The sequence below is a fragment of the Paenibacillus sp. NPDC058367 genome, assembly GCF_042723305.1.
Taxonomy (GTDB): domain Bacteria; phylum Bacillota; class Bacilli; order Paenibacillales; family Paenibacillaceae; genus Paenibacillus_AQ.
Genome location: NZ_JBHXIZ010000001.1, coordinates 1,167,227 through 1,184,441, shown reverse-complemented (window position 1 = coordinate 1,184,441; position 17,215 = coordinate 1,167,227). Strand labels below are relative to the sequence as shown.

Sequence of the window (17,215 nt, the reverse complement as noted above, 5' to 3'; positions counted from 1 at the left end):
CAAGACAATATATTAAAAAGGTTATCAATTATAGACACTATACTAAATACTATAAATTAGTTTTTTATTTTTGAAAACGCTTAGATAATCTTTTATCGAGGCTCATTCTTCAAGGGGGGAAAATAATGAAAATGAAAAACGGATTGTTCTATGTGGGAGTTATCGGTCTTATTTTGCTGTTAGCTGGTTGTGGAGACACCTCAAATTCGGGTGCTTCAAAGGATGCTGAGAGCGTACCTGTCGTGTTAAAAGTGTGGGTGGATGAAGAATCCGTTTCCCAAACGAGAGAGATGGCCGAAGCCTTCGCCAAAGAAAACAGTGATAAAAAATATGAAATTGAAGTTGTCGTTTCGGATTCGATGAAAGCTCAAGAATATGTCAAAAACGATCCGGAAGCCGCTGCCGATATATTTATGCTTCCTCATGACCACTTGGGGCAGTTGGTGGAGTCAGGCTCCATTTATAAAAACACCAAGTATGCAGACGAAATAAAGGCAGCCATGACACCTGCCTCCATAGAGGGCGCTATTTACAACGGAGATCTATATGCCTACCCATACGGGGTAGAAACCGGCGTTCTTTATTATAACAAGTCCATCCTTACGGAAGAGGACATCCGAACGTTTGAAGGCTTGACACAAAAAGGAAAAATCGGGATGAACCTCTCGGAATCTATTGCGGATTATCAAATTGCTCCCTTTTTTGTAGCCAACGGCTCCTATCTTTATGGGGAAAATGGGGAGGATCCACAAGGCACTACCTTTAACGACGAGCATGGTCTGGAAGTTCTAAAGTGGATTCGTAATTTGAAGGCTAACCCTAATGTGGTACATGTTAAGGACGACATGGTGAGCAGTATGCTGGATGGCAAAATTGCGGCCGCCATTGGAGGTCCTTGGAACAAAAAGGACTTGGCCAGTTTAGGAGAAAATCTGGGAGTCGCTCCATACCCGACAGCTGATTTTGGAAGTGGATCCAAACAAATGTATGCATTCCAAGGTGTGAAGTTATTTGCTGTAAAGGCTGCGACGAAGGCTCCACTGGAAGCAATGGCTTTAGCCAATTATTTAATTAGCGAAGAAAATCAACTGAAGCGATTCAAATTAACGGGGATTATTCCTAGTAACAGTAACGCGCAAGAAACGGAAGATGTTAAAAATGATGCTGTGGGTCAAGCTGTGGCCATCATGTCACAAGAAGACCATTCCGTCGTGATGCCGAAAATCCCGGAAGTCGCAGCGTTCTGGACTCAAGCTAGCCCACTGATCAACGATGCATATGCGGGGAAGATCAAGGAAAACGAGATGCAGCAAAAACTTGATGATTTAGTTACGGATGTTTCCAAATAACATGCGCATGTGGAGGGCTTAGAGAACTATGCCAAAACCTAATGTAGAAAAAAACATCATGTATAAACTTTCATTTGCGATAATGGGGCTTTACCACGTCATCCATGGGCAGGTTATGAAAGGCCTGCTCTTTTTTCTCCTTGAAATTCTGGTCATTTTCTTTATGGGAACAGCTGGTGTTCAGAATCTTCTGGGCTTAAATCACTTGGGTACTGAGCAACAAGGCTGGATATTCGATAAGGAGCTAGGTATTGAACGGTTGGTTCAAGGGGATAACTCCATGCTGCTGCTGATTTACGGGATTGTCGCATTAATAACGATAATCGTGTTTATCTGCTTTTTCATCAGCTATATCCGGAGTATGAAATCTCTTGCTCAACTGGTGTTAAAGCAACAGCCCATTCCCAATCTCAAAGAGGATTTAAGAAGCTTATTGGACAGCCGTTTTCATATTACCTTGTTAAGTATTCCGGGTATCGGGGTGCTCTTGTTTACAATCATGCCTTTGGTATATATGATCTCTATCGCTTTTACTAGCTTTGATCATACGAATCTTCCACCGAAAAATCTGTTTACCTGGGTAGGGTTTAAAAACTTTGAAAATATCCTGACCGGTCGAATGTCCGAGACTTTTCTACCTGTTCTAACATGGACGATTGTCTGGGCTGTTTTGGCCACCTTAACTTGTTTTATATTCGGAATATTATTGGCAATGTTTATTCAGAAAAAGACGATTCGTTGGAAAAAGCTATACCGTTCCGTCTTCGTATTAACCATAGCGGTACCGCAATTCGTGTCATTATTAATCATGAGAAATCTGTTTCACACCTCCGGACCGGTTAACGAATGGCTGCTAAACATTGGACTTATTCATTCGCCGATTCCATTCCTGATCGATCCTTTGTTAGCTAAAGTCTTTGTTATTTTGATTAATATGTGGATCGGAATCCCTGTGTACATGTTGATTGCTACCGGGGTGATTATGAATCTGCCGGAAGATCAAATCGAAGCGGCCCGAATCGATGGTGCTTCTGTCTTTCAAATTTTTAAGAAAATTACGATGCCCACTCTAATCTTCGTAATGACGCCTAATTTAATTCAACAGTTTATTGGAAATATCAATAACTTCAATGTGATCTATCTACTGACGGACGGTGGACCGGCGAACAGCAATTATTATGGGGCGGGAAGCACCGATTTGCTCGTGACATGGCTCTACAAACTTACGGTGGAGAAAGCGGATTATAACCTAGCGTCCGTCATCGGTATATTAACTTTTGTCTTAAGTGCAACCTTTTCGATGATTATGTATACGCGATCCAAAGCCTTCAAGTCAGAGGGGGAATTCTAAATGCAAAAGGGAAAAGGCATTGTAGGACAAGTCATATTAAGCTTAATCGCTCTATTATGGCTGTTTCCGATCATTTGGATTGTGTTAACCTCTTTTCGGGAAGAAGGCGGACGTTTTGTATCGTATATTTTCCCGAAAACGTATACATTAAATAATTATAAATATCTGTTTACGAACGATAATTATCCGTTTTTACAGTGGTTTTTGAATACATTATTTGTCTCCATCGCTACTTGTATTTTAAGCACCATTATTACAGTTTCCATGGCCTATACTTTATCCCGGTTAAGATTTAAATTTCGGAAGAAGATTTTAAAAATAGCCTTGGTCCTTAATATGTTTCCCGGTTTTATGAGTATGATCGCAATCTATTATATTTTAAAATCGATGGACCTAACGCAAAGCCTATGGGCGCTAACTTTCGTATATTCTTCCGGCGCGGCTTTGAGTTTTTATATCGCCAAAGGTTTTTTTGATACCATACCTCATTCCGTGGATGAATCGGCGATGATTGATGGGGCGACGAAATTCAATATTTTTACACGCATTACATTGCCGTTGTCTAAACCGATTATCGTCTACACTATTCTGATGTCGTTTACCGGGCCTTGGATGGACTTTATCTTTGCAAAAGTGATTATGGGAGATAATATTGAGAAGTATACCGTTGCGATTGGTTTATATTCTATGATGACCCGGTCCAGCTCCAATTCCAATTATATGGCTTTTGCTGCGGGTTGCGTCTTGATTGCGCTTCCGATTTCAATCCTGTTTATGAAATTGCAGCAATATTATGTTGAAGGAATCACAAGTGGTTCTGTAAAAGGATAAAACTCGTTGCGAGGATTATTCGATAGAGATTTTTCAAAATGAAAGACACCCGGTTTTGTTTGATCGGGTGTCTTTTTGCTGATTTAAAATATTCAAAAAAATATTTTGTCACATATTTATATGTTCTTGTGAATGTTCCACCGCTTAGTTTACCAACCCACTAGTAGCTTGTTTTTCTTTCCATACCATCGTAATTACAAGACCAATAAACATAATGACAGCCGCAAAGAGATATGGATAGTTGATGTTTACATCAAATAATACTCCGCCTAATGCAGGTCCGATGATATTACCAAGGCTAGTATAGGTTGAGTTCATGCCAGCGACAAAGCCTTGCTCTTTTTCAGCCGTTTTTGATAAATAGGTCGTTAGTGCTGGACGGAGTAGGTCAAATGCGAGAAAGATGAAGCAGGTTACTAGCAGAACAGTTAAATAGTTATTGATTATGGTGGAGGCTACAGCTAAGGCTACGCCAGCAATTAAGCAGAGTTGAATGAGCTTTTTTTCACCGAGCTTATCTACCATTTTACCGAATAAAAAGACCTGCACAACCACCCCGAAGATTGAGCTTATTGTAATGATGGTTGCAATATCCCGTGGAGTGAAGCCAAATTTATGATCAGAAAACAGGCTAAACACAGTTTCATATGCCGATAAGCCAAAGGCGAGGACAAACACTATAATAAACGCAATAATATATGCTGGATGAAACGAGCGTTTCAGATCACTGATAAAGTTGGTGTCTTTTTTAAGTTTACTGATTTCCAAAAGCTGCTCTTTGGATAGTGGCTCTTTCAGAATAAATATCGACGAAATACAAGTGATTAAGGCGAAGCCAGCAGCAAAATAGAATGGAGCACGTATACCTAGTTCAGTAATAAATCCTCCGATTCCTGGGCCAATAATAAAACCAATACTAATGGCGGCAGAAACATAACCCATTGCCTTAGGTCTTTCCTCTACTGAGGTGATGTCCGCAACATAGGCTGTGACGGCAGGCATAATGAATGCACCAGCAATCCCACCAAGAATTCTGGCGATATAAAGAACGGATACATGTGTGCCTAAACCAAAGATTAATTCCGATGCACTGAAGAGCACTAAGCCGATAACTATCATTTTTTTTCTGCCGTAAGTGTCAATCCAACGCCCTGCCAGAGGAGACATGAGTAATTGCGCGAATGCAAATGCTGCTACAAGATACCCCATCGTTTTACCTGACAAATGCATAATGTTCATAAAGGAAGGCATAACAGGGACGATCAGCCCAACGCCTAGAAAAACAATGAATATGTTACTTAGTAGAATGAGTAAGACTGTTTTTTGTTCTTTCAATGGTTTCTTCATGAAGTAATACCTCTCTTTGTAGAATCACAGCTGTGAAATACCTCTCCAAAATACGGTCCATGAGGCATTTAGTTTTTCATTTAAACGGATTTCATTATTGCCATACACAAGCTCTAGCATGATCGAATCAACTACACCTAAAAAGGCAAGCGTTGGGATGGAGGCTGCATCTTCCATGATGACTTTGGCATCGATCCAAGCTTGGAATTTACTTTCAAGTACGGGTTGAATCTTTTTCTCTGTGTCGATTACTTCTTCATCAATCGCTGTAGCAAGATGGGGCGGTGGAAAAAAAGAGATACGCAGCCAAAACTTTAACTGCTCGTTCTTTTGAAACATATCAATGACCAATTGCAGATATCCTAATAAATCTGTTTTAGGATTATGAGTCCCTACCTTACTCAAATATTGTAGTTTGGATGAGATTTCTGTCTCTTTGGCATCTTGTAGAACTTGCAGAAAAAGATCATCCTTCCCTTTGAAATGGGCATAAAGAGATTGTTTTTTCATCCCGACTTGCTCAGCAATTTGAGACAAAGAAGCCCCCTCATATCCATGAGTTGTGAAACATTTCAAAGCAATGTCTTTAATTTCTTTACTTTTCAAAAAAAATCACCTCGATATTAACGAACGTTCGTCAGTTATACTATCAAATTAAATTATTTTATGCAAATGAATATTGTTTGAAGTGAGTCTTCCCTTTTAACATATCCTTAATTCTCAAGCGGTTTGAAAAGACGATTGACCGAACTAAAAGAGCTGATCCTAAAGTAGAACTTTCTACAATAGTGTCGGCTCTTTTTCATTTTGAATCAGCTCGTAAGCGATGTCGAAAGATGAAAATAAACTCGGATTTATTTGTGAAGTAAATTTGAATGTGTAATATTCTGAGTACTTTTGTCGCCATGCAGGAAGTAGCACAAATTTAAGGGAATATGTTGTTCAATATTCATGGTGAGGTAGAAGTAAGCGTTTATAAGTTATCTTTTAAAGGGGAGGGAACTTATGAGAAAAAATTGGCGGATGTCTAGCACATTAAGGCTTTTTTTTATACTGGTAGTCATTCTGCCGATCATCTTATTCTCCATCATTATTCTAAATATTTATAAGCGAGATATTCTTCAGCAAAATACATCACGATCTCAGCAAACGGCTCAAGCGATCTCCTATTCCGTTAGTCAGGAAATAAGGAGGTTGACGGGACTATTTGCTTCTATCGGTATGGACAGGGATGTGATGGCAAAGCTTTATGAAATTAATCGTAAGAGTGGAGTCGAGAAACAGCAGGCTTACTATGAGCTAAAGGTCTTAATAGAGAAGTACACGGCATCCATCTCAGGACGAGTACTGTCGGTGAACTTCCTATTTAAAGATCATCAATCCTATTCGTACTTAAAGAACTTGAATTTGGATGATTCTTATTTTCGCCAAAAAACGTGGTATGGGCAGGTGCTAAATAATCCCGATAGCGTTCATTTTCTGGGGATGATGCCCAATATTTTATATGGTAACTACAATCCTTACAATATGGTTGCTGCCCTATCTCCAAGTGTAATCAATCCTTTATCCCAGCTAGAAATGATTCTTTTTACGTTTGAGAGTAGTGCCTTTGATCATATTTTGCAGTCACGTGATAATACGGAATCCAGCCTTTTTATCGTCACAGAGGAAGGTCAAATTATCTCATCCAATACCCTTGCCTCTAGAGGGGCGGAATTCCAAATGCACTGGTTCGCAAATCGTGGGCCGCAGGAAAAAGGGTACGTTGTGGATGTTAATGGTGAATATAGAAATTTGATAACCTACGCCAAGATTGATCAGACCGGATGGTGGCTTGTACAGTCTATTCCATATGCTGATCTAACAGCCAATTACCTTAGTGTGAATTATATCGTCTGGGTGTTTGCATTGATGATCATCTTAGCATTTATTCTTGTTTCATTTTACTTTGTATCTAATGTTACTAAGCCGTTAAATGAGCTTCTCCGGCAAATGGATCTGGTTACTGAAGGTGATTTAAACGCTAAATTTATGAGAACCGGCAGCCTGGAGCTAATTAAGCTTGGGCATTCTTTTAATCACATGACGGAGCGTATTCAGGATCTGCTCTACCATCATGAAAGGCAAGAGGTGGAGAAGCGAAAGGCGGAGTTTGCAGCACTTCAGTCGCAGATCAATCCACACTTTTTAATAAATACACTCAATTCAATCAAGTTTATGGCTTTAATCAGTAAAGCAGATAACATACGGAATATGACACATGCGCTAACTCGTCTACTGGCTTCTTCTTTTAATCGAGGTGGAATTCTGACTACGATTGATGAGGAAATAGATCATTTAAAGAATTATTTGTATATCATGGAGATTCGTTTTGGTAGACCCATTCAAACGAGATGGGAAGTAGATGAGGATTTAGCAGGTTATTATATATTGAAATTGCTACTACAACCTATTTTAGAAAACAGTATTATTCATGGACTAAAGAATGTTGACTATCCTGGTATCATCGAAATCATAGTGAGCAAACAAGCGGAAGATCTTCTTATAACTATAGCTGATAATGGTGTAGGCATGTTGGATATGGATGCTCAGGAATATGACAGCGATGGTATACGCCATCAGCATTCTTTCAGTGGTATGGGAAACAGTAACGTTAATAAGCGAATTCAGCTACATTACGGGAGGCGTTACGGTTTAAAGTACGAGAAGAATAAACCTCAGGGGACGATAGTATCGATAAGACTACCGTTGATCGACACGCCGGAGGAAGAGATGCAGGATCAGTTGTTAGGGGAGGGAGGATGAAGCAAAATGCTGCGGAGGATCATAAAAGATCATAGTCCAGAGGGAAAACATCATTCATGTGTAACTTCAGAGGAGGTATGATGGTATAAACTTTTTTCGAAGGCTGTGATTAATAGAAGTGAAAATAATACTCCGTGTGTCTCTAATAGGGATCATTTCTCTTATTTTTGTAGGTGGCTTCTTCTCTTTAAGTAAGTTCAGTCCCAAAGGAGGGGCAATAGAGCAACAACAGGGAAAGGTGAATCTGGATCAACCGATTAAAATAAAATTCGGCATGTGGGAAGCGAAGACAGATATCAAATTTTGGACGGAAAAAGTAAGAGACTACTCTAAAATTAAGCCTAATGTAACGGTTGAAGTAGAGACAATTCCCGATAATAGCGGTCAGTATTTAAAGGTTCGATTAGCAGCCAATGATTTGCCGGATATTTTTTACCTGAAGCCAGATGACCTACTCACTTACAAAGCAGTACTTCTTCCACTGGATGGATTAACCGCAGCAAAAAACAATAAATATCCCGCTAGATTAGATCATTCCATTCTTGGTCTACCACTTGTATCCTTCTCTGAATATGTCTATTACCATCCAAGCATCTTTCAAGAGGCCGGCGTAGAGATTCCGCAAACGATGGATGAATTTATGGATGTGATGATGAAGATTAAAGCGCATGGCAAATATATTCCGATTGCGATTGGTGGGAAAGAGAATTGGACGTTTTATCCTTTCACTGAGTTCGGACCGCCTCTACTATCCAAGGATGAAAATTATTTATCTTCAATCGCACAGACAAAACGCCCTTTCGGAAAAGGTTCTCCTTTCGAGAAAGCAGCAGTGATGATTAAGAAAATAGCAGAGAATGAACTAGCAGGGCCCGATGCACTCAATATTGGTGTGGATCAGGCAACACTGCTGTTTCAAAATAATAAAGCGGCTATGCTTGCACTCGGTCAGTGGTATCTTAGAGATCATTTATCCAAAATGAAGGATGATAAAGATTTAGATGCGTTCACATTGCCCTGGAGAGAGACAACTTCAGAGCGTTTGCAGGCAATCACTATGCCAGATCAATATATGGCGATCAATAAAAATTCCAAGAATACGGAAGAAGTTAAAGCATTTTTGGAGTGGGTATTTAGCCGGGATGTTTACCAAGTGTATATTAATTATTCGCAAAATTCATCGACAGTGATCAATATTGAATCATTCCTGCCGTTCTTCAACAATGTTCAAGAGAAGCACCCCTTTGAGCCGTTTATGTACCTGGGGATCGATGAGAAGTTTGAAAAAGTAAAAAATGCCATACAGTTTGATGAAAAGAAGGCTGCACAAGAAATTTTTTCAGGTGCTGAGGTGGCCGATATTCAAGAAAAATTGAATGATGATTGGGAGATAGCGGTTGAGGCTTTGAGGTAATCCTATAGATCAATTATGGAGGGATTTATGATGAAATTTAAAGCTCTCATTGTTGATGATGAACCATTAGCTAGGTTAGCCCTCCGGGAGTATATATCCATTGCTTCGACCGATTTTGAGATTGCAGGGGAAGCAGGAGATGGTAAGGAGGCATTAAATATGCTGAAAATTCATCCAGATGTGGATCTAGTTCTGGCGGATATTCAAATGCCAAATATGAATGGAGTAGAGCTACTCGAAGCACTGAATAACACTACTTTTTCGAATCAACCGTTAACCATCATGCTTAGCGCATACGGAGATTATTCTTTTGTAAGAGATTCCTTTGTGCTCGGCGCCTTTGATTACATTGTTAAAGCCAAGTTAGATGAAACTTATATTGCACCGGTACTGACTAAGACTGTGGATGAATTGAAGCGGCGGCAAAGCTCCTCAAAGACAGTATCAACCTTAGAGGACGTTGAAGCTTCGATCTGTTCTGTTCTGCATCGACTTTGTCTATCGGATTCTTTAGAAGTGACAGATGATGATATAACGCCTTCGTTGGAGCTTGTTCGAAAGCATATGGGGGAAAAAAATCTGGAGGTTGCGCTTCTTAGGCTATCAGATACCGTTCAATTTGAAGATTCACACCGTATGATTATGCAGACGATACGAACGGTAACGAATCGAAGTAGAAGTGAAGGAATCTGCAAAGTATGCAGATATGATGACAGGCATTATGTTTTGTTCTTCTCTTTTCCAGAGCAATGCAGCATCATCGCCATTCGTAGATTGACAGACATAATCTTGTCTGAGGTGAGCATGAGATTAAAGCAATTTATTAATTTGAAGCTTTCTATGGGCATCAGTGATATTGTGGATGGTCATCAGCAGTGGAACCGATTATTCCGCCAAGCTGAACGATTAGCAGGGTTGAGTTTTTACCAGGGGTACAATCGATTATATTATCCGGAAGCTGAAAGGCGTCCAGCTATTAAGGAAAGTGACTGGAAAGAAGCATGGTATTTGGCTAGAACCGAAATGCTGAAGTCATTAAGTGATCCGGATTTAATGAAATGGCAGGAGGTCTATGAACACTGCTGTAACTTGTTGATTCAGCGATACCCTTGTTCACCTGAGCTTATCAAATCAGATGTAGTCGATATGACTTGGGAGGCAAGTGCATTAATTTATCAAAAAGGCGTTTCTTGGGAAAAGCTTCATGATAAGCTGCCTTATCCCATCACGGATCATATTTATAAGCAGGAAACCTGGGAGAATACGGTGCATTGGTGCAGACTGTTCTTGGAACATCTGCATCAAAAGCTGCATCCGAAAGATCAACCCAAAGAATGCTTTCTTAGCCCTGTTGTTGCTAAAACGAAAGAGCTCATAGAGAAAAACTTTAACGAAGATGTCCATTTGTCGAATATTAGTCAGATTGTCGGTGTAAGCGAGAGCTATTTAAGCAAACAGTTTTCCAAAGAAATAGGTGTTAATTTCATTCAGTTTCTGACGAATCTGCGAATCGAGAAGGCTAAAAAGGCGCTGGAGAGCGGAATGAAAATATACGAGGTTTCTGAGCAAGTAGGATACGTGAATCCAGAACATTTCAGTCGTATTTTTAAAAAAATCACAGGAATTAGTCCCTTAGCTTATCGAAGAGAGAATGAATAACAAAAATAATCAATGTTGAACAAAATAAATCATGTGTATCCGATTTCAAAATCCATATGATAGGGGGGAGTTAAAATTCACGGGTGAAGGGATGTTCTTATGAGACGCAAACGATTCACATTCGCACTAATCTGTACGTTATGTTCTTCCATGTGGTTGAGTACAGTCCATGCTGAAAAAGTCTCTGACTTCGAGATGCAGACATCAGCTACTGAATCTGCTAATTCTACGTTCACCGTTACATTAAAGGGTAAAGATATTCAAGACTTATACGCATATGAAGCTAAATTTAATTTTGACCCGAAAGTGCTTGAGATTGTAAAAGCAGAAACGAAGATCAAAGGCTTTTCTGTATCTCCAATCGTTAAAAACAATGAAATTACGATAGCCCATACCAAGATCGGAAATGTGAATGGTGAAAAGGGTAATTTGGACATTGCCACGATTACCTTTAAAGCTAAAAGGGCTGGTACAACTGCAGTAAAATGGACCGCATTAAAGGTTCTTGATCGTAATCTGAAAGATCAGGAATTCACCCCGAATCAATCCTCAACATTCACCAAGATTTTCAGCGATATCGTCTCACATTGGGCGAAGCAAGATATCATGGAAATGGTCACTAAAGGAATTGTTGAAGGCATGGATGCCGACAGCTTTGCCCCGAATAATAACATCACTCGCGCACAATTCGCAGCTCTTATAGCCAGAGCATTAGATCTTAAAGAAGGTTCTGGAGGTAATCCGTTTACGGATGTGAAATCAGGAGTTTGGTACGAAGATACGGTAAAGAAAGCTTATGCAGCCGGAATTATTAGTGGTTTGTCCAAGACGAAATTTGCTCCGGAAAAAAGCATTACTCGTGAAGAAATGACAACGATGCTGATGCGAGCGAAAGCTTATGCTTCCGGTGTAAAGGTCGATAGTATGGCCTCAGATTCCACCACTGCGTTTAAAGATGATAGTAAAATAAGCCCGTGGGCTAAAGCGTCGGTGGGCTTTGCCTTGAAATCTGGATTAATGAAAGGTAGAACTCAGACTACATTTGCACCAAAAGAATCTGCTACAAGAGCGGAATCAGCCGCTGTTATCAAGCGATTGTTAAATTCCAAGTAATACAAAAAAACATATAATGACGCACCTTCTTATGGAAGGAGGGCTCATTATGTCCTTGTGATGTCAAAAACATACAATTAAAGGAAATATGTGAATTGATAATGTTCATTCTACTTATATTTAAGTGAAAAGAGGTCGTAGAGATGAGAAAACGTTACAAAGCGGTTAGCTTGCTATTGACGTTGTTGCTAGGGGTACAGCTTGGCTTGCCATCGGCAGCCGTATTCGCGGCTCAAGAATCGGACGTGTATTTCAGAGATTACAATGATGGCAACATCGACGGATGGGCTGCAGCTAAGGGGACCACTACTTTTTCGGCGGATCAAGGTGCTGTTAAGGCGGTGACACAAGGGGTTGTTATTTTAGCAGACCAAGATTCACCTCAGGTTGCCAATGCTGAATATGAGGTGAAGTTAAAATTTAGTCAGCCTGCCACACGATTTGGACTGGTCTACCGATTCGTCGATAGCAATAACTACAATGTTATCCAATATGATGCGGGTTCTTGGGGCTGGGATGCAATGAAAGGAGGGACGGAATCGTATGGAAATATTACGGCTCCTAGTTTTACCTTTGCTGCTGACCAACAGTATACCCTCAAATTGCGCTATGAGAAAGGTAGCGTAGCTTTATCGATCGATGGCAATAACGTGCTTACGACGAGTCTTCCCTCATTATCGACAAGTGCAGGGAAGATTGGACTACGCAGCTGGTTTAATAACAAGACCCTATGGATTGACGATGTGAAGGTAACTCCAATTGTATCCACTGATCCAGTACCGAGGCCGATTACGATTACTGAAACTCTAAGCTCTGACACCATGAAGGTTGAAATCGATAAAGAGTTCCCTCGGGTTAAACAATACACATGGTTAGACAGCGGCGCGGAAATGTATGGACAGTTAAATGGATTTAATGAGATAAAAATCAACGAGAAGTCCTATTTCATAGTCGCTTCTGATTTTAGTAAAAAAGCAGCAGATGCCACTCATGGTGAGACTGCAGCCTACACGCTTCAGATTCCAGAAATTAAAGTGAATCTCAAAGTTGAAATGGAGGTTCAGGATAACATTCTTCAGTTCAAAGTGGCCAGCATTGAAGAGAATGGTACTGAAAAAGTAAGAACGATCGAATTCCCTGATCATGACCTTGTCTCTGTAATTGGAACCCAGCCTACAGCGCAGGAAACGGCTGTCCGGATAACTGGGGGCTGGAACGTTGTACAGGACGAATTTAACGACCTTAAGACGGGAGTAGCAGACGTGAGTGGGGGACGTGCGTATGCATTCGTTAACTCCGACGTCTTAGCTGCGAGTGTAATCACTAATGTAGTAAATGGCTTTGATAAGGTACGTATTAAGGTAGGCGATGATACAGCACTCCATACGAAGAAAGCAGCGTTATCAGGAGGCTCATGGGTTTATCGTGGAAGTACTGTGCTTGATCCGGAGCCACTGCCTTGGGCTAAGGTTGTACTGACCCCAGATGCGAATGGAGACAAAGTTGTTGACTGGCAAGATGGAGCTATTGTATATCGTCAGAATACGGATGCTCCAACCGGCAGTGAAATGATAAGGGACAATATCTCTTATATCAGCATGAACATCGGATCTACTACAACCTCTCCGTTCTTGCGTGCTTTTGATAATGCGAAGAAGATCTCTAATCTCACGGATGGCTTTGGACAGCTGATTCTATTCAAAGGATATCAAGCGGAAGGTCATGATGACTCTCACCCAGATTACGGCGGCCATATCGGTATTCGTCAGGGTGGAGAGAAGGATTTTAATTATATTTTGAGTGAAGGAAAGAAATACAATATCCGCGGCGGTGTACACATTAACGCAACAGAATACGCGCTGGATGCTTTCGGCACCAAAATGGAAAATATGAATCAGCCATTGAGTAAAGGTTGGGGCTGGCTGGATCAAACATTCTATGTTAACAAAACCAAAGATGTGGAATCCGGTGAATTAAAAAGACGTCTGGATATGCTGAAAAGCGACACAGGCGACAACCTATCCTTTGTATATGTAGATGTATATGATGGTGCCGATTACAATGCGAAGAAACTCGCAGATTATATCAACGGTAACGGCTGGATGCTCGGTACAGAATTTGCAGGACCTCTGTTTGAGCAGGCAGCTTGGATTCATTGGGGAACAGATCCGGGGTACCCGAACCAAGGTGACGATAGCAAGGTTACCCGTTTCCTACGGAATCAATCGCTGGATGGCTTCTTAACAACCCCTTTACTGAAAGGGAATAAGCAGGTAGGCGTGGGTTATTGGCAGAACAGTGCTCCATTCTACAGCTACCAATCAACTAGTGCGGCATTCTTCAATCACAATCTACCAACAAAATATATGCAGCATTTCCCGATCATCAAGATGACCGATAACCGTATCGATTTTGAAAAGAAGGTTGTAGTTGAACGTAAGCAGGACGGTAAGATCCATTTAAGTAAGGATGGTCGTGAAATCGCTATCATGACAGATAGCAGCAACATTAGTGACAGTACGGTCTTTATTCCATGGAGTCCTGAGACAGAAGATAAAATCTATCACTGGAATCCAGCGGGTGGCCAAACGACTTGGAGTCTTCCAGACTCATGGAGTAACGTAACGACGGCACAGTTATATAAGCTGACAGATTTAGGACGTGAGCATGTTGGCAGTGTAGAAGTAACTGGAGGTAAAGTCACACTTACCGCGCAGCCGGGGATTGGTTATGCCCTGTATAAGACAACAGCTGCTGAAGAGCCGGAAATGGTATGGGGCGAAGGGAGTTCGGTAAAGGACCCGGGCTTTGACAGCCAAACATTCGGTAGCTGGAAGAAATCTTCCACAGCTGCAAGTGATGATCACATTAAATTTGTGAAGAACAGTAACGCCGATGACCAGCTTCAAGTGAAGGGTCCTGGTGATGCAGTAATTCAGCAGGAGATTACCGGACTTACACCGGGCAAGACGTATTCTGCATCAGTATGGGTGAAAGTAGATGGGAAACGCACCGTGGAAATCGGTGTGAAGCAAGGGGCTGACAAGGTTGTCAATACACTGGATAACACAGAGCATGGCTTTTTAGCCCAGCAGCATAAATATGTGAGCACGAACTTCCAGCGGATTAAGGTTACCTTTGATGCGGTTAGTGAGACGGCCAATCTCTATATGAAGGTAGAAGATGGAAATTCGACGGTAACCTTTGATGATGTAAGGGTATGGGAGAATCCAACCAAAACCGACGTTGGTAATTCTGTATTATTCGAGGATTTCGAGAACGTTGATGAGGGCTGGGGCCCCTTTGTTTATTCTAAAATAGGTCCAGTTCGTACGCATTTAGTTGAAAAAGGCGACAATCAGATCATGAATTATGTTCTGGATGGTAATTGGTCGCTTAAAACGAATGAAGATGCAACCGGTGAATGGCTGCGTACATTGCCTCACACGCTCCGAATGAAGGAGGATAACCGCTACCATCTGACGATGGACTACAACTCGGATGAGACGGATATGTACACAGTGGCTATTCGAGTGAAGGAGAATGGGGTAGTTCGTGATCTGGTTAGTGAGAATTTGAAAGAAGGACGCAGTACGCTGGATCTGTCTTTTACAACCGAAGGGGTGAAAGATGCCTATCTGGCCATTATCAAAAACAAGCTGAACAGTCAGAAGGAGTTAACCGGTACGCTGGTGGTCGATAACATTCGCGTCGATGATGAGGGTGCGATCGTTCCGGAGGAAGGTGTACTTGTCTCGACTATTACGCTAACGCCAAATAAGCTGGATCTGAACAAAGGACAGTCAAGCTCTGTTAGCGCTCAGGTAAAACCAGCAAATGCTCAGGACCGGACACTGCTCTGGACTTCTGACCATCCGGAAATTGTATCGGTGGATCAGGCGGGAAAAGTTACTGCACTTCAAGCGGGAACAGCCATCATTACTGCTACCGCAAAGGATGGAAGTAAAAAAAGTGCAACCTCGACGATTAATGTGTATATGCCTAACACGCAAATTCCACAATCGCAAATGACTGCAACGGCGAGTAGCTTCCAGCCTGGAGGTGAAGCGAGTCTTGCACTCGATGGAGATATGTCTACAATCTGGCATACGAAATGGACCCCGGCACACTTACCGGAATCCATTACTTTGGACCTCGGAGGCAAATATAACATTAACCAATTCAATTATTCACCTAGAGTATCTGGAACCAATGGAACGATTACAAGCTATAACCTGTACACGAGTGTTGACGGAACGAATTTCACAAAAATTGCAGATGGATCATGGCCCCTCGATCAGACCACAAAAATTGTTCGCTTTACAGCTGTAGAAGCAACATATTTGAGACTTGAGGCTATAGAAGGCGTGGGTACCTTCGCATCTGCTGCAGAACTCAATGTGTTCAAGACGGAGGATGAGGCAGAAGCAGTAAAAGTTACAGGCGTCGTTATGGATAGAGAACGGCTAGAGATTAAAGTAGGCAGCACGGGCGAATTGAACGCTGTGATAGAGCCTCTGAATGCTTCGAATAAAAAAGTACTTTGGAGCAGCAGTGATGAAGCTGTAGCAACCGTTGAACAGCAAGAAGGTCATGCTCTAGTTAAGGGATTGAAGGTAGGCGAAACCGTAATTACGGCAACGACAATGGATGGGGGCTTCGCTGCGACCAGCCGTGTCATCGTAACAGAAACAGACGGTGAGTTAAAATCTTCCTCTACTTTGACAGCGCCAAGTCAAGTTCAGCCAGGAGAAGTGTTCAAAGTTCAATATGGACTACGGAATCTGTCTGATAAGATTTTTGCGCAGGACATCGCCCTAGAGTATGCCGCGGATGTTATGGAATTCGTTGAGGCGCGTTCGTTAATTAGTGGGGTAAGCGTTATTGATTCAATCAACAGCACCCCAGGTAAACTTCGCTTTATTGTAGCAAGTGAAGGTGCGACCCATGGAATTAGTAACAGTGCAGATGTCCTCGAATTAACCTTTAAAGCGAAGGAAGTTAACCAAACGGTAAATGGGGCAATCGCCGTTAAGAGTTCAATCATTTCAGATGATCAGGGTAAAGAAATTTCGGCAGCGATCTCTTCCGTAAATATCGAGATTGGTAAGAAAGGAACGCAAGGCGACATCAACGGTGACGGTAAAATAACGATCGGGGATCTGGCGATGGTTGCAGCGCAGTATGGCAAGACTTCAGCAAGCCCTGATTGGGAGAAAGCGAAGAAAGCAGATATTGACGGTGACGGCAAAGTCGGATTGGAAGATTTGGTTATTGTAGCACGCAAAATTGTAGAGTAATCAAAGTCATAGGCCAGGTACATGTGTGAGTAACTAAACATGATGT

The 17,215-nt window shown here is 41.5% G+C and carries 10 protein-coding genes; 8 read left to right on the top strand and 2 right to left on the bottom strand.

Annotated elements, in window-relative coordinates; all coding sequences use genetic code 11:
* Positions 1 to 125 precede the first annotated feature (125 nt).
* The 3 genes from ACFWMP_RS05295 to ACFWMP_RS05285 are packed head-to-tail and all read left to right on the top strand — an operon-like array spanning position 126 to position 3,531.
* Entirely contained in the window at positions 126 to 1,349 is a 1,224-nt protein-coding gene (locus tag ACFWMP_RS05295) for an extracellular solute-binding protein (RefSeq protein WP_379422377.1), read from the top strand.
* Between the two features lie 28 nt (positions 1,350 to 1,377).
* Positions 1,378 to 2,700 carry a carbohydrate ABC transporter permease gene (locus tag ACFWMP_RS05290; protein ID WP_379422375.1) on the top strand — a complete coding sequence of 441 codons (1,323 nt, stop codon included), beginning with the start codon at positions 1,378 to 1,380 and terminating at the stop codon, positions 2,698 to 2,700.
* On the top strand, positions 2,701 to 3,531 hold the full coding sequence (locus tag ACFWMP_RS05285; RefSeq protein WP_379422373.1) for a sugar ABC transporter permease: 831 nt from the start codon (positions 2,701 to 2,703) through the stop codon (positions 3,529 to 3,531).
* A gap of 144 nt (positions 3,532 to 3,675) precedes the next feature.
* Here the strand turns inward: ACFWMP_RS05285 and ACFWMP_RS05280 are convergent, their stop codons facing one another.
* Together ACFWMP_RS05280 and ACFWMP_RS05275 are read right to left on the bottom strand one after the other, a co-directional pair.
* Positions 3,676 to 4,878 (bottom strand): MFS transporter, encoded by a 1,203-nt coding sequence (locus ACFWMP_RS05280; RefSeq protein ID WP_379422371.1) that lies wholly within the window; start codon positions 4,876 to 4,878, stop codon positions 3,676 to 3,678.
* 24 nt (positions 4,879 to 4,902) lie between these two features.
* Positions 4,903 to 5,484, bottom strand: coding sequence for a TetR/AcrR family transcriptional regulator (locus ACFWMP_RS05275; protein ID WP_042186580.1), 582 nt, complete (start codon positions 5,482 to 5,484; stop codon positions 4,903 to 4,905).
* Positions 5,485 to 5,883: 399 nt separating this feature from the next.
* On the opposite strand from ACFWMP_RS05275, the gene ACFWMP_RS05270 reads away from it, so the two are divergent.
* From ACFWMP_RS05270 to ACFWMP_RS05250, 5 genes are all read left to right on the top strand, one after another.
* Positions 5,884 to 7,683, top strand: a complete 1,800-nt coding sequence (locus ACFWMP_RS05270) for a cache domain-containing sensor histidine kinase (protein WP_340968503.1) — start codon at positions 5,884 to 5,886, stop codon at positions 7,681 to 7,683.
* 118 nt (positions 7,684 to 7,801) lie between these two features.
* Entirely contained in the window at positions 7,802 to 9,097 is a 1,296-nt protein-coding gene (locus tag ACFWMP_RS05265; RefSeq protein ID WP_340968505.1) for an ABC transporter substrate-binding protein, read from the top strand.
* 27 nt (positions 9,098 to 9,124) lie between these two features.
* On the top strand, positions 9,125 to 10,756 hold the full coding sequence (locus ACFWMP_RS05260) for a response regulator transcription factor (RefSeq protein WP_340968506.1): 1,632 nt from the start codon (positions 9,125 to 9,127) through the stop codon (positions 10,754 to 10,756).
* Positions 10,757 to 10,855: 99 nt separating this feature from the next.
* On the top strand, positions 10,856 to 11,869 hold the full coding sequence (locus ACFWMP_RS05255) for an S-layer homology domain-containing protein (protein ID WP_340968507.1): 1,014 nt from the start codon (positions 10,856 to 10,858) through the stop codon (positions 11,867 to 11,869).
* Between the two features lie 143 nt (positions 11,870 to 12,012).
* Complete coding sequence (locus tag ACFWMP_RS05250; RefSeq protein ID WP_340968508.1) at positions 12,013 to 17,169, top strand: endo-alpha-N-acetylgalactosaminidase family protein; 5,157 nt, start codon at positions 12,013 to 12,015, stop codon at positions 17,167 to 17,169.
* Positions 17,170 to 17,215: the final 46 nt, after the last annotated feature.